The organism is Streptosporangium sp. NPDC020072 (assembly GCF_040631445.1).
Classification (GTDB): Bacteria; Actinomycetota; Actinomycetes; order Streptosporangiales; family Streptosporangiaceae; genus Streptosporangium.
In genome coordinates this window covers 110,557-124,029 of sequence record NZ_JBEYAB010000015.1, presented here as the reverse complement: position 1 = coordinate 124,029, position 13,473 = coordinate 110,557, and the positions used below count along the sequence as shown (strand labels likewise).

The following is a 13,473-nucleotide window of genomic DNA, read 5'->3' as shown; positions in this document are numbered from 1 at the left end:
GCGTCGAGGCCATGACCGAACTCGACAGCCGCCTGCGCGCGGTGTGCGACCTGTCCCTCCCGGAGATCCGGGAGATGGCGGGCAGACACGAGTACGACGGCCGGATCCAGGACCTCTCCCCCGAGGGGGTGCGCGCGGGACTGGCCGCGCTCGGCCGGGGAGAGCCGCCCGCCGACCCCCACGACGCGGCGCACCTGCGGATCTTCGAGGAGGACGCCCGGGTCAGGTACGGCGAGCTGGAGCTGCACCGGAGCAGCCCGCTCCCGCACCTGGCGAACCTCGACCTGGCGACCTACGACCGCGAGTACGCCCCCGAGGAGGAACGGGCCGCCGCGCGCAACGCCCACCTCGCCCGGTGGCCCGAGGCCGTCGAGCACGCGATCGCCTCCCTCGACCGGCTCAGCGCCCCCGTCGCGACCGCGCTGCTCGGCGCCGCGCGCGGCCTGGCCGCCGGGGTGCCCGCCGACGCCGACGCCTCCGTGCGTGAGGCCGCGCTCAAGGCCCACGCCCGCTTCGTCGAGCACGTGGAGGAGGCCACCCGCTCCGGCGACCCCGACGCCTCCCTCGGCGCGGCGGGGCTGGCCCGGCTGATGGGGACGGGCGACGGCCTCCCGGTCGATCTCGGCGCGCTGGCCGTACGGGCCGACGCCGAGCGCGACCGGCTGCTGGCCAGGCTGGCCGAGTCCTGCGAGCGCCTCGGGCAGGGCGGCAGGCCCCCGCTCGACGTCGCCCGCGAACTGGTCAAGGACCACCCCGGGATCGACGGCGTGATCGAGGCCGCCAGGGTCGGCACCGAGCGGGCCATCGCCTTCACCAGGGAGAAGGACCTGGTGCCCTACCACGACGGCGAGTGCCTGGTCGGGATCGCGCCGGAGTCGCGCAGATGGGCGATGGCGATGATGAGCTGGGCGGCGCCCGGTGAACCCGAGGCCCCCTCGTGGTACCACGTCACCCCGCCCGACCCGTCGTGGCCGGAACGCGACATCGAGGAGTGGCTTGAGGTCTTCAGCGCCACCACGCTTCCCGCGATCAATGTGCACGAGGTCGCCCCCGGGCACTTCTCCCACGCTCGTGCCCTGCGGCGCGCCCCCTCGCCGGTGCGCCGTACGCTCATGTCGCTGGCGTTCGCGGAGGGCTGGGCGCACTATGCGGAGGAGCTGTGCGTCGAGGAGGGCTTCGCCCCCGAGGACCCGCGTTTCGAGATCGGCGTCTGGCTTGAGGCGCTGATCAGGGTGACCCGGCTGGCCTGCGCGATCGGCGTCCACAGCGGCGCGATGACCGTCCAGGAGGGGGCCAGGCGCTTCGAGGCCGACACCCACCTCGCGGGGCCCGCCGCGCTCTCCGAGGCGGCCAGGGCCACCTTCGACCCGACCTACGGCCGTTACACGTGGGGCAAGCTGGAGATCCTCGACCTGCGTTCACGGGCCAGGGCGGAGTGGGGCGCGGGGTTCACCCTCAAGCGCTTCCACACCGCGATGCTCGACCTCGGCTCCCCGCCCCTCGGCCTCCTCGACGCGGCCCTCACCCGGCCGTCCGCCTAGCCGATCGCCTGGGTGGACACTCGGGTGTCCGCCCAGGCGCGACCGAGGAGGCCGCTCGTGAGTAAGCGTGCTGACGAGCGCCGATAGACTGACAGGACCGCTGTGTTTTCTTTGGGGGTCTTGTGTCTGAGTTCGACACGGTCCTCGTCGTCGACTTCGGCGCGCAGTACGCGCAGCTGATCGCGCGGCGAGTGCGTGAATGCCACGTCTACTCCGAGATCGTCCCCTCGACGATGCCGGTCGAGGAGATGATGGCCAAGAATCCCAAGGCCATCATCCTGTCCGGAGGTCCCTCCTCGGTCTACGCCGAGGGCGCCCCGGCTGCCCCCGTGGGCCTGTTCGAGACCGGGGTTCCCACCTTCGGCATCTGCTACGGCTTCCAGGCCATGGCCCAGGCGCTCGGCGGCCAGGTGGCCAAGACCGGTGTCGCCGAGTACGGCGGGACGCGGCTCGACGTGGTCAGCGAGGGCGTGCTCTTCGCCGGGCTGCCCGTCGCCCAGTCGGTCTGGATGTCCCACGGTGACAGCGTCGCCGCCGCCCCCGAGGGCTTCCTGGTCACCGCCACGACGGCCGAGACCCCGGTCGCCGCCTTCGAGAACCCCGGCCGCGGCCTGTACGGCGTGCAGTTCCACCCCGAGGTCCTGCACAGCGACCACGGTCAGGCCGTGCTGAAGCACTTCCTCGACGCGGCGGGCTGCCGCCCCGCGTGGACGATGCTCAACATCGTCGAGGACGCCGTGGAGGCCATCCGCGCCCAGATCGGCCCCGAGGGCCGCGCGATCTGCGGCCTGTCCGGCGGCGTCGACTCCGCGGTGGCGGCGGCGATGGTGCAGCGGGCCATCGGCGACCGGCTGACCTGCGTCTTCGTCGACCACGGCCTGCTGCGTCAGGGCGAGGCCGAGCAGGTCGAGCGCGACTTCGTCGATGTGACCGGGGTCAAGCTCAGGGTTGTCGACGCCCAGGAACGCTTCCTGAAGGCCCTCGACGGCGTGACCGACCCCGAGGAGAAGCGCAAGATCATCGGGCGCGAGTTCATCCGGGTGTTCGAGGACGAGCAGCGCGCCATCCTCGCCGACGGGCCGGTCGAGTTCCTCGTCCAGGGCACCCTCTACCCCGACGTGGTCGAGTCCGGCGGCGGCACCGGCACCGCCAACATCAAGTCGCACCACAACGTGGGCGGCCTGCCGGACGACCTGCGGTTCACGCTGGTCGAGCCGCTGCGCGCGCTGTTCAAGGACGAGGTCCGCCGCGCGGGCGAGGAGCTCGGGCTGCCGTCCGCGATGGTCTGGCGCCAGCCGTTCCCCGGCCCCGGCCTGGGCATCCGCATCGTCGGCGCGGTCACCCGTGAGCGCCTGGAGATCCTGCGCGAGGCCGACGTCATCGCCCGTGAGGAGCTGTCCAGGGCCGGCCTCGACCGGGACATCTGGCAGTGCCCGGTCGTGCTGCTCGCCGACGTCCGCTCGGTCGGCGTCCAGGGCGACGGCCGCACCTACGGTCACCCGATCGTGCTGCGCCCGGTCTCCAGCGAGGACGCCATGACGGCCGACTGGTCCCGCCTTCCCTACGACGTGCTGGCCCGCATCTCCACCCGGATCACCAACGAGGTCCGCGAGGTCAACCGGGTCGTCCTCGACGTGACGAGCAAGCCCCCGGGCACCATCGAGTGGGAGTAGGACACGACGGCACGGCCCCGGAGAGAACCTCTCCGGGGCCGTGCCGTTTCCTTCGGCCCTCACCGCTCGCGGCGGAGGGCGACGTACTGCAGGGCGGCGAAGCCACCGACGACGAGGGCCTGGGCGACCACCCAGACGGCCCCGAGGGTCGTCGTGCCCAGCCCGCCGAGCGCCAGTTCGGCGACGCTCACCACGGCCCACACGACGTTCAGGGCGACGACCGCGGCCGCGGCGCCCCGGTTGACGACCCTGGGCACGGTCAGCAGCCAGACCGCGACGCCGTACACCAGGAGGAAGACGCCGACGCCACGCTGGAGGGGTACGGCCAGGCCGAGCAGGTCGTTGACGGGGCCCGAGAGCAGCAGGTAGGCCAGGCCGTTGGCGCCGGTGACGACGGCGTCGAGCCTCAGGGCCAGGCGCAGGAGAGGGGTGGTGGTGGCGGTGGTCATGTCGGGGGCCTTTCCAGGGTTCTTCGGATTCTGTGAAGGCTTTCCGGGAGCTTTCCCGGAGTTTCGGGAACGGGCCCGGGACGGCATCGCGGGGGCCGTCCCGGAGGGGCCGGAAGCGGTCAGGCGGGGACCTGGTCGAGGAAGCCGTGCACGGTCCTGATGCGGCCGTCCTCGGTCAGCGTCGCGACGTCGAAGCCGACCACGATCGCCTCGCCGCCCTCGGGGCCGAGCCTCCAGGTGAAGCGGGCCAGGTCGTGGTGGGCGTCGACGTCGCCGCCCGGGGTGAAGACCAGGCCGGGGAACTGCTGCTGGACGGCGGCGATGGTCGCGTCGATCGCGTCACGCCCGGTGACGTCGACCAGGGGGTCCACGTAGCGGGCGTCCTCGGTCCAGACGGCGTCGATCTCCGCGCGCCGTTCGGCGGCGTCGGTGGTGTTCCAGATGGCCAGGTAGCGCTCGACCAGCTTGGCTGCGTCGGTCATGTCGATCTCTCCTCGTCGTTCGCGTGCCTCGTTCTCGCAGGTCACAACGTTACGGAGCGGCACGGAACGGGGAATCCGTCATCGACCGGTACTTCTGACGCTCCCTATCGGTCAACCTGGGAGTGTCCTGTGGATGGAGGACCCCGACGGGGATTGGTCCTGTTTCGGAGGGAATGAGGGGGTAACTTGGGGCGAATGTCTCCCCCGGCCCTCCCTCCGACGTCTCCGCTGCCCACGACCGGCAAGCGGCTGGCGTGGCTGGACGCGCTTCGCGGTGTCGGCGCGGTCGCGGTGCTGCTCGAACACCTGCTGCCGTGGTTCATGCCGGCGCTGCGGCCCTACTGGTTCAACCTCGGGATGTACGGCGTCCTGGTGTTCTTCCTGGTCAGCGGCTACATCATCCCGGTCTCCCTGGAGGGGCGGGGGGACGTGCGGGCCTTCTGGATCAGCAGGGCGTTCCGGCTCTACCCGATCTACCTGCTGGTCGTCGGGCTCGTCCTGGCCATGGGGTTCTGGATCCCGGTCCGTGAGCAGGTGCCGCGCGACCTGTCGGCCGTGGCGGGGCACGTCACGATGCTGCAGGACGTCCTGCACATGGGCGGCCTGGCCGACACCATGTGGACGCTCTCCTACGAGATGGTCTTCTACCTGCTGGTGACCGCGCTGTTCGTGCGGGGCCTGCATCTCAGGAGCGGGCTCTTCGCCGTTCTCTTCGGCGTCATGGGGGTCGGGGCGGGGCTGGTGCTGTCCGCGCCGCTGCTCGGGGGGCCCTGGCCCGCCTACGTCGCCGGGGTGCTGTTCTGCGTGGGCATGGTGTGCGTGGTCGGCGGCCGGTTCCGTACGGCCGCCGCCTGCGTGCTCGGCGTGATGGCCGTCGTGCTGACGCTCTTTTCGGGGTTCGTCCCGTGGCTGGGGGCGACGATCCTGGCGGTGATGTTCACCGGGACCGCGATCCGCCGCTGGGAGCAGGGCGTGGGCGGGCCGCTCCCGGTGGCCGCCGCGGCCGTGCTCGTCGCGCTCGCCCCGGTGTGGTCGATCCAGGCGGGCTGGTGGTGGGTCCAGCCCGACGTGTGGATCACCACGCTCGTGCTGGCGGGGGCGACGTTCGCCGGGGCCATGGCCCTGCGCGGACGCCGCCTGCCACGGCCCGTCGTCTGGCTCGGGCTGATCAGCTACTCGCTCTACCTGCTGCACCACCCGCTGCTGAAGCTCGTCCCCGCCGTTCTCGGCGACGTACGGGCCATGCCGCAGGCGGTGCAGCTGTCGGTCTCGGCGGCCTGTGTCGCCGTCGTGGTCGGGCTGAGCTGGCTGACCTACCGCTACGTCGAGCTACCGATGCAGCGCTTCGGCCGGAGACTGGCTCACATGCCGTCCTCGGGGGAGGCCGCCTCGGGGCCGGGGGAGTCGGGCGTCTCGGAGGCCAGGTCGTCGTCCTTCTCCGAGCCGACCGGGTAGATGTCGCCGGCCTTGAGGTCCTGAGCGCCGCGCAGCGAGGAGACCGAGACGACGTGGTAGCCCTGCTTCTGCAGGGCCGCGATCAGCTTGGGCATCACCTTGACGGTCTGCTCGACCCAGTCGTGCATGAGGATGACCCCGTCACGCTTGGCGTTCTTGAGCACCTCGTCGTAGATGGCCTTCTCGTTCTTGGTCGCCCAGTCGCGGGAACCGCCGTTCCACAGCACGATCGGCAGGCGCATCTCCGCGGCGATCGCCCGGACCCTCTCGTCCAGCTCGCCGTACGGCGGGCGCAGCAGGGTGGGGGCCTTGCCGGTGGCCTGCTTGACGATGTCCTGGGTCCGGGTCAGCTCCTCGCGGATCTTCTCCTCGCTCAGCTCGCGCAGGTGGGGGTGGGTGTAGCTGTGGTTGCCGAGTTCGTGGCCCTCGACGGCCATCCGCTTGGCGAAGGCCTTGCGGGACTTCGCGTACTGGCCCTCAAGGAAGAAGGTGGCCTTGGAGTTGGTCTTCTTGAGGGTGTCGAGCAGCTTGTCGGCGTACTTGCCGGGGCCGTCGTCGAACGTCAGCGCGATGCACTTGACCTTCGCGCAGTCCACCGGGGGTGCCTTTTCCGCTTTGGGTTTGTTCGCGCTCCATGCCGCGGTGGGCGAGGACAGCAGGGCCGCGGTGCACGCGGCGGCCAGGAGCAGTCGGACGGGAGACTTCATGAGGGTGAGCTTCCGGGTCGAGTGACTTCTGGGAAGCAAACAGCCTATCGAGGCCTGTCAACGCCATTGAGGGGCATGTGTCACGATGTCCTGTGAAAAGCGGATAGCTCTGGTTTCCGTACCGCCGGGGTCGTGACCGGTTGGGTGGAGGCGGCACGGTATGCCACGGCCGGTCAAGAACCAGTATGGAGATCCTCTCTTGGCGTCAGAGTGTGACTCTCCGGTCGCTCCAGGTGGTCATCCTGGTAGGCATGAGGGCCTATTCGTTGAACGATGTGCACGCGACCCGGAAACGAAAAGACTCCTGGTGGACTGTCTTCCTGGTCGACCCGGTGGCGTGCAGGCTCACGCTCGCCGTCGCCAACCGCACAGACGTCACGCCGAACGGGCTCACCCGGCTGTCGCTGCTCCTCGGGCTGGGGTCGGCGGTCTGTTTCGCGTTGGGACAGGTCGTGGCGGGGGCCGCGCTGTTCTACGTGAGTTTCATGGTCGACTGTATGGACGGGAAGATCGCCCGTCTCAAGGGGACGGGGACCCCGTTCGGGCTCTGGCTCGACTACGTGGGCGACCGCATCAGGGTGGTCTGTTGTGCCACGGGCCTGGCGTTCGGTCAGTACGCCGCGTCGGGGGACGTCTCGTTCGTCCTGCTCGGCGCCGGGGTCGCGGTGCTCGACCTGTTCAGATATGTGAACGCTCCGCAGATGAGGCGGGTGCGTGAGGCGGTCAGGGAGAACCGGGCGGAACAGCCGCAGAAGGACCGTGCCGCCGCCTACCGGCCACCGAAGCCGCCGAGCCTGCGGCGCAGGATCGGCCGTCTTCTCATCAGGCACCGGGTGCGCACCCACCTGATCAGCGGGATCGAGTTCCACGCCGCGGTCTTCGTGGTCGGCCCGCTGCTCAGCGCGCAGGCCGGGCCCGCGGTGCTCATACCCGTCGCGGCCGTCGCGGGATCGCTGCTGCTGCTGAACGAGATCGTGCTGATCTACCGAATGTGGCGGTTCACCCGGTCGACGCCTTTCGTCCCGCGCCCGGAGAACACGCAGCGCGTACCTGTTTGATCATCTTTTTCGGGGGTTCGTTGTCATGCAGTCCGATCGACCGATCTTCGTGATCGGATGTCCGCGTTCCGGCACCACCATGCTGCAGCTCATGCTGCACTCCCACCCGCGCATCGCGGTGCCGCCGGAGACCCGTTTCGTCGTGCCCGGCTACTACCGCAGGCTGGCCTTCGGGAACCTGCGTGAGCAGGTCAACCGGCGCAGGCTGGCCCGGTGGATCGTCGGCGACAAGGACACCAAGTTCAAGGAGCTCAGGCTCGACGGGGACAAGCTGGTCGAGGACATCGTCATGGGGCCGCCGACGCTGGGTTCCGCGCTGGGCATCGCCTTCCGCTCCTACGCCGAGCAGTACGGCAAGTCCCGCTGGGGCGACAAGCGGCCCAGCTACTTCCACCACGTGGACCTGCTGCTGAGGCTGTTCCCCGACGCGCAGTTCGTCCACCTGATCAGGGACGGCCGCGACTGCGTCGCCTCGCTGAAGGAGATGCCCTGGTACACCAAGGACGTCTTCCACGCGGTGACCAACTGGGCCGAGGCCATCGACTACGGCCGCAGGCACGCCAGGAACCTGCCCGCGGACACCTACTACGAGCTGCGCTACGAGGACCTGACGGCCTACCCGGAGACCGAGCTGAGCAAGCTCTGCGACTTCCTGGGCGAGGAGTACGACCCGGCGATGAGCGAGCCGTACCACGTGGGCAGGCTGGCCATCCCGCAGCACAAGGTCTGGCACAGCAACACCCACGGCGACGTGACGACCGCCAGGACCGGGTCGTGGCGCAACAGGCTCGAACCGTGGGAGATCTCGCTCTGCGAGACCGTGCTCGGTGAGCGGCTGACGGCCAACGGCTACGAGCTGAGCGGCGCGCCCGTGGCGGGCAGGTCCCACGTGGACGCGTGCGCGAGCGTCGCGGCGAAGCGGCGCTGGGCCCGCAGGCGCAAGGGGTTCCGCGACCGGATCAACCGTCTCCGCGAGCCGGGGCCGGTGGCCGCGCAGCTCACCACCCGGCAGCTTGGCGAGCTGGCGAAGGTCTGAGCATGCAGTCGGACCGACCGATCTTCGTCGTGGGCTGTCCCCGCTCGGGGACGACTCTGCTGCAGCTCATGCTGCACTCCCACCCCCGCATCGCGATTCCCCCGGAGACCCGGTTCATGGTCGCCGCCTACCAGAGGCGGCTGCGCTTCGGCGATCTGAACGACCCGGCGCGCAGACGCGAACTGGCCGACTGGGTGGTCGGCCGCCGCCAGTCACGCTTCCACGAGCTGAAACTCGACGGGGAGGAGGTGACCAGGCAGATCGTCGAGGGGCCGCCGACGCTGGGCTCCGCGCTGGGCATCGTGCTGCGCTTCTACGCGACCCAGCACGGCAAGCCCCGCTGGGGCGACAAGCGGCCCTCCTACTTCCAGAACATCGACGTGCTGCTGAGGCTGTTCCCCGACGCGCAGTTCGTCCACCTGATCAGGGACGGCCGCGACTGCGTCGCCTCGCTGAAGGAGATGCCCTGGTACAACGGGAGCGTCTACAGTGCCGTCTCCGCCTGGGCCGAGGCGGTCGACTTCGCCAGGCACGGCGCGCCGAAGCTCCCCGAGGGCAGCTACCACGAGCTGCGCTACGAGGACCTGACCGCGGCCCCCGAGGCCCAGCTGCGCAGGCTGTGCGACTTCCTGGGTGAGGACTTCGCCCCGGCGATGTGCGAACCGAGGCTGATCGCGGACGTGGCCGTACCCGCGCACAAGACCTGGCACTCCCGCACCCACGGCGAGGTGACCGCCGCGCGGACGGGCACCTGGCGTGAACGGCTCGAACCCTGGGAGATCTCGTTGTGCGAGAGCGTCCTGGGGGACCGGCTGGAAACCTACGGTTACGAGCTCAGCGGGGCGCCCAGGACCGAGGCCTCCCGGATGGTGGCCTACGAGCGGATCGCCGCGAAACGCAAGCTGGCCCGGGTGAAACGGGTCGCCTTCGACCGTCTGGTACGGCTCCGCGAACCGAACCCGCTGGGCGCCAGGCTCACCTCGGGCCAGCTCGTGCTCGCCGGGGTTCCCATGCCGCGCAACGAACCGGCGGCGGTCAGCGAGTGGTCAGCGTAGGACCTGCTCGAACAGCGACTCCCAGCGGTCGAGGACCCGTTCCAGCCGGAAGGCCTCGACGTGGGCGCGGGCGGCGGCGCCGAGCCGCCGCCGCTCCTCGTGCGAGGTCATCAGGGTGGTCAGCGCCGCCGTGAGCGCGGGCACGTCGGCCGCGGGCGCCAGCAGCCCGGTCTCGCCGTCGAGGACCAGGGAGCGCACCCCGCCGGAGACGTCGAACGCGACCGAGGGCACGCCGTACGAGGCGGCCTCGGCGAGCACGAGCGGCAGGCCCTCGTGCTCGCTGGACAGGGCGGCGATCGCCCCGTCGAGGTACTCGCGGCCCAGTTCGGCCGCGGGTACCGCGCCACGGAACACCACCCGGTCGCGGACCCCGCTCTCGCGCGCGTGCGCCCTGAGCCTGCCCAGCTCGGCGCCCTCCCCGATCAGGTGCAGCTCCCAGTCGTCCCCCACCGTACGGCTCGCCCCGGCGAAGGCCGTGATCAGCCGGTCGAAGCGCTTGACGCCCTCCAGCCTGCCGACGCCGAGCACCCGGTGACGGGTCAGCGGCGAGACCCGGGACGGCCAGCCGGGCAGCGGGTTGGGGATCGCGCAGGCGTTGGGCAGCAGCGCGTGCTCGGAGAAGGACCAGGCGTCCTCCTCGCTGAGGAAGACCGCCTTCTCCAGCCTCCCGTAGTCACGGCCGACCGAGCGCAGGTGCCACGACCCCCGCGCGTGCTCGTAGGAGCCGTGGTACTGCCCGATGGGCAGCAGCCGCCGGGGGATCACGTCCTTGAGCCGGGCGACCACCCCGGGCGAGGAGAGCACGGCGAAGCCCGATCCGAGCGTGCGCAGCATGCCGCGGAGCCGGTGACGTTCCCGGTGCGCGGCGGTCCAGGAGAGCCTGCCGGCGGGGAAGCGGTTGATCACGTGACGCCGATAGCCGGGTTGTTCCACGTAGCGGAACGGCCGGGCGGCGCGGTGCAGGCCGAGCACGTGCACGTCGTACCCCCGCCCGGCCAGCCCCTGCGCCAGCGTGTGGGTGACCCGCTGCACGCCGCCGAGCGTGTCCGCGTCCAGACACGCGAACACCACGGTCTCGCCGCTCACCGGACCTCCTCCACCTCGGGCGCCGCCGCCGGCCGTACGGCGGGCACGGGCACGGGGCCGAAGAAGGCGTCGACGACCCTGGCCGAGGCGTCCCCGCGCTCCTCGGCGCACCAGGTGGCGCGGAAGCCGGCGTAGCGGGCGGCGTGCTCGGCGGCGAAGGCGGCCGGGTCGGCGTCGAGGGAGCGGATCGCCCTGATCAGCTCCTCGGTCCCGGTCACGCAGGGGCCGGGGGCGATCGCGGGCAGGTCGTGGTTGACGCCCCGTTCCGCGCGCCGGTACTCCTCCCAGTCGTCGAGCAGGAAGAACATCGGCTTTCCGGTGACCGCGTAGTCGCACATCAGCGACGAGTAGTCGGTCAGCAGCGCGTCCGAGGCCAGCATCAGGTCGTTCACCTCCGGATAACCCCCCGCGAACCGTACGAAGTGCCGCAGCCGTTCGGGTACGGCATAGCGTTCGACGGGGTGGGTGCGCAGGACGACCACCCAGCCGTCGGCCAGTTCCTCGGCCATCATGGCCAGGTCGGCCCTGACCGAGGCGCCGGAGAACTTGGCCCTGTCCCGGTAGGTGGGCGCGTACAGCAGGACTTTGCGGTCGCCGGGCAGTTCGAGCCGCTCCCTGGCCCGCCGTACGGCCTCGGGGTCGCCGTTGACCAGCACGTCGCACCGGGGTGAGCCGTGCCGCAGGACCGGTCCCCGGTATCCGTTGGAGGTGACGAAGATGCGTTCGAACTCGGCGCTCGGCATGACGAGGGCGTCCCAGCGGGCCACGGCCCCGCGCCAGGTCCTTCTGGGCGCCTCGAAGTCGGCGCGCAGGTCGGGGGCGTCGAAGCCGACCGTCTTGACGCCCTGCCCGTGCCAGGTCTGCAGGTAGCGGGTCCCGGCGGGTTTGGGGTAGGCCAGCGGCAGGCCGTGGCTGTCCACCCAGTGCCCCGCCCTGGCCATGGTCCACAGGTAGCGCCAGCTCATCCGCCGCACCAGGCGGACGTCGGCGGGGAAGTTGCGCCGGTTCCCGGCGACCGACCAGACCATCTCGAACGGCGCCCGCCTGCGCTTCAGCTCCTCGTAGACGTAGCGGGGGTTGCCGGTGTATCCGGCGCCCACGTCCGCCTCGAACAGCACCAGGTTCTCGCGCGGAGGGAGGAGCCTGATCAGCGTCCGGTAGACGCGCAGCTTCACCCGGGGGGCGCAGAGCCGCCGCACCAGCCCGGCCCGGAGCCTGCCCAGCCTGGGCGCGAGCCACCGCAGCGCCCCCCTGCGACGCCAGCGCACCCGCAGGAACGCCGACTGCCCCTCCGGCCCCGCGACGATCTCGTGACCGGGGACGGCGACCCTGACCGGTTCGGCCGCCGGATCGACGAGCAGCCGGTCGGAGGTGGCCCGGCCGTCGGCGCGGACGATGGAGATCCTCGGGTCACGGAAGCTCTCGTGGCCGAAGCGCCCCCGGCCCGCCCTGGCCAGATCGACGGTCGCCTCGCTCAGGTAGGAGCCGTCGTCGAGCGCGCGCGGCGCCAGCTCGACCCGGTGCCCGCCGAAACGCGCGAACGCGCGCCAGTCCGGCGCCGTGGCCAGCACCCCGAACGGGTCGTAGGTCCTGACCGTCAGCGCCAGCCGGGGGCCGTCGCCGTGGAAGGCCGCCTCGTGCCGCAGCCTGGCGGCGCCGTAGGGCAGCTCGGCCATCCTGAGCGGGGTGATGTCCAGCTCCCCTTTCGGGACGGTGCCCCAGTAGGTGCGTCCCGCCCGCCGTACGGCGAAGCGGGGCGCGGCCCTCGGGGTGGTCAGCGACCGGGCGGCGACCACCAGCTCGTCCGCGTCCTCGTCGAGGATCAGGCGGCAGCAGACCCGCACGAGCGGGTCGGCGCCGTCCATGACGCCGGGGTCGAGGCCCGCGAGGTAGGGGCGGACCAGCCGGGTGAACTCCCGCGCCCAGACCGGGCCGCGCGCGGGCAGCGGGTTGAGGTAGACCGGCAGGTCGTGGCGGACGAACCGGCGCTGCCGGTCGGCGACCAGCCCGGCCAGGCCGTTGCCGCGCAGGATGTCGTCGCTCAGCCGGGCCGCCCTGATCCGGTGCCCGATGTTGTCCATCTCCTGGAGGTTCAGCGAGATCGACGGCCTGCCGTCCCCCTCGGCGGCCCGGTGCCAGAGGTAGACGACCCACGGGACGACGGCGAAGCGCCGGGCCACGCAGTACAGCTCCGTGGTGAAGACGTGGTCCTCGTAGTGGAGGTCCTCAAGGAACGGCAGCCCCCGGAGCGTCGAGGTCCGGTAGATCTTGTTGGTGCTGAAGGAGTCGAGGAACATGTCCGGCTCCTCGGCGATCCCCTCGACGACCCTGCGACGGGCGAAAAGCCCGGGATAGTAGGGCTTGATCCTGCCGTTCCACTCGTGCAGCCGGGAGATCTGCCCGGTGACGAAGTCGGCGCCGGTGCGCTCCATCTCCAGGAGCATGCTCTTGCAGGCGTGCGGGGGCAGCTCGTCGTCGCTGTCGAGGAACATCACGTACGGCGCGCGGGCGGCGGCGACCCCGTCGTTCCTCGGCGCCCCGCAGCCGCCGCTGTTGACGTCCCTGCGCAGGTAGCGCACCCGGCGGTCCTCCCGCCTGAGCGCGCGGGCGACGCTTTCCGTCCCGTCCGTGCTGCCGTCGTCGGAGATGATCACTTCGATGTTCCGCAACGACTGACCGAGCGCGGACCGTACGGCCCTGGGCAGCCGGGCGGAGTCGTTGTAGGTGATGACGATCACACTGCACTCGGGAGCCTTGATCACAGTATGGGGCTTTCCCTGGACTGTGATCGGTATTGTCCGCTTTATGGACCTATGAATTTATTTTTGCGGCTTTCTGTCTTAAGGGGGACGCGTCCCTCTTTTTGCTCTCACCTCCGTTGATCATGAGTTTCATGGCGTTCCTAACTTTTCATGTCGTTTATGCGGCCCG

At 70.9% G+C, this 13,473-nt stretch carries 11 protein-coding genes; 6 read left to right on the top strand and 5 right to left on the bottom strand.

What is annotated here, in order from left to right; all coding sequences use genetic code 11:
• The first annotated feature begins 11 nt into the window (after nucleotides 1-11).
• Together ABZ470_RS32250 and guaA are read left to right on the top strand one after the other, a co-directional pair.
• Nucleotides 12-1,541, top strand: coding sequence for a DUF885 family protein (locus ABZ470_RS32250; protein WP_362916174.1), 1,530 nt, complete (start codon nucleotides 12-14; stop codon nucleotides 1,539-1,541).
• A 122-nt stretch (nucleotides 1,542-1,663) separates the two neighbouring features.
• Nucleotides 1,664-3,214, top strand: coding sequence for a glutamine-hydrolyzing GMP synthase (gene guaA / locus ABZ470_RS32245; RefSeq protein WP_352010118.1), 1,551 nt, complete (start codon nucleotides 1,664-1,666; stop codon nucleotides 3,212-3,214).
• A gap of 59 nt (nucleotides 3,215-3,273) precedes the next feature.
• Here the strand turns inward: guaA and ABZ470_RS32240 are convergent, their stop codons facing one another.
• A complete protein-coding gene (locus ABZ470_RS32240) occupies nucleotides 3,274-3,663 on the bottom strand; it encodes a hypothetical protein (protein ID WP_362916172.1) in 390 nt (129 codons plus the stop codon).
• Between the two features lie 119 nt (nucleotides 3,664-3,782).
• The gene (locus ABZ470_RS32235; RefSeq protein ID WP_362772929.1) at nucleotides 3,783-4,145 is read right to left on the bottom strand and encodes a nuclear transport factor 2 family protein; all 363 of its coding nucleotides are present in this window, start codon (nucleotides 4,143-4,145) and stop codon (nucleotides 3,783-3,785) included.
• A 195-nt stretch (nucleotides 4,146-4,340) separates the two neighbouring features.
• On the opposite strand from ABZ470_RS32235, the gene ABZ470_RS32230 reads away from it, so the two are divergent.
• Nucleotides 4,341-5,600 (top strand): acyltransferase, encoded by a 1,260-nt coding sequence (locus tag ABZ470_RS32230; RefSeq protein ID WP_352010115.1) that lies wholly within the window; start codon nucleotides 4,341-4,343, stop codon nucleotides 5,598-5,600.
• Here ABZ470_RS32230 and ABZ470_RS32225 read toward each other — a convergent pair.
• On the bottom strand, nucleotides 5,507-6,307 hold the full coding sequence (locus tag ABZ470_RS32225; RefSeq protein WP_362916169.1) for a polysaccharide deacetylase family protein: 801 nt from the start codon (nucleotides 6,305-6,307) through the stop codon (nucleotides 5,507-5,509). The two genes, ABZ470_RS32230 and ABZ470_RS32225, sit on opposite strands and share 94 nt — an antisense overlap.
• A 251-nt stretch (nucleotides 6,308-6,558) precedes the next feature.
• On the opposite strand from ABZ470_RS32225, the gene ABZ470_RS32220 reads away from it, so the two are divergent.
• Genes ABZ470_RS32220 through ABZ470_RS32210 form a run of 3 tightly spaced genes read left to right on the top strand, consistent with a single transcriptional unit; the run spans nucleotide 6,559 to nucleotide 9,456 of the window.
• Nucleotides 6,559-7,365 carry a CDP-alcohol phosphatidyltransferase family protein gene (locus tag ABZ470_RS32220; protein ID WP_362916167.1) on the top strand — a complete coding sequence of 269 codons (807 nt, stop codon included), beginning with the start codon at nucleotides 6,559-6,561 and terminating at the stop codon, nucleotides 7,363-7,365.
• Between the two features lie 25 nt (nucleotides 7,366-7,390).
• Nucleotides 7,391-8,401, top strand: a complete 1,011-nt coding sequence (locus tag ABZ470_RS32215) for a sulfotransferase (RefSeq protein WP_352010112.1) — start codon at nucleotides 7,391-7,393, stop codon at nucleotides 8,399-8,401.
• A gap of 2 nt (nucleotides 8,402-8,403) precedes the next feature.
• On the top strand, nucleotides 8,404-9,456 hold the full coding sequence (locus ABZ470_RS32210) for a sulfotransferase (protein WP_352010111.1): 1,053 nt from the start codon (nucleotides 8,404-8,406) through the stop codon (nucleotides 9,454-9,456).
• Here the strand turns inward: ABZ470_RS32210 and ABZ470_RS32205 are convergent.
• A complete protein-coding gene (locus ABZ470_RS32205; protein WP_362916165.1) occupies nucleotides 9,448-10,542 on the bottom strand; it encodes a glycosyltransferase in 1,095 nt (364 codons plus the stop codon). The genes ABZ470_RS32210 and ABZ470_RS32205 overlap by 9 nt on opposite strands.
• Nucleotides 10,539-13,304, bottom strand: a complete 2,766-nt coding sequence (locus ABZ470_RS32200) for a CDP-glycerol glycerophosphotransferase family protein (protein WP_362916163.1) — start codon at nucleotides 13,302-13,304, stop codon at nucleotides 10,539-10,541. The genes ABZ470_RS32205 and ABZ470_RS32200 overlap by 4 nt, the downstream gene beginning before the upstream one ends.
• Between the last annotated feature and the right edge of the window lie 169 nt (nucleotides 13,305-13,473).

Bases quoted from the DNA above. Each gene is read 5' to 3' on its own strand.
- ABZ470_RS32250 (WP_362916174.1), top strand. From the start codon at position 12: ATGACCGAACTCGACAGCCGCCTGCGCGCGGTGTGCGACCTGTCCCTC.
- ABZ470_RS32240 (WP_362916172.1), bottom strand. From the start codon at position 3,663: ATGACCACCGCCACCACCACCCCTCTCCTGCGCCTGGCCCTGAGGCTC.
- ABZ470_RS32235 (WP_362772929.1), bottom strand. From the start codon at position 4,145: ATGACCGACGCAGCCAAGCTGGTCGAGCGCTACCTGGCCATCTGGAAC.
- ABZ470_RS32230 (WP_352010115.1), top strand. From the start codon at position 4,341: ATGTCTCCCCCGGCCCTCCCTCCGACGTCTCCGCTGCCCACGACCGGC.
- ABZ470_RS32225 (WP_362916169.1), bottom strand. From the start codon at position 6,307: ATGAAGTCTCCCGTCCGACTGCTCCTGGCCGCCGCGTGCACCGCGGCC.
- ABZ470_RS32220 (WP_362916167.1), top strand. From the start codon at position 6,559: ATGAGGGCCTATTCGTTGAACGATGTGCACGCGACCCGGAAACGAAAA.
- ABZ470_RS32215 (WP_352010112.1), top strand. From the start codon at position 7,391: ATGCAGTCCGATCGACCGATCTTCGTGATCGGATGTCCGCGTTCCGGC.
- ABZ470_RS32210 (WP_352010111.1), top strand. From the start codon at position 8,404: ATGCAGTCGGACCGACCGATCTTCGTCGTGGGCTGTCCCCGCTCGGGG.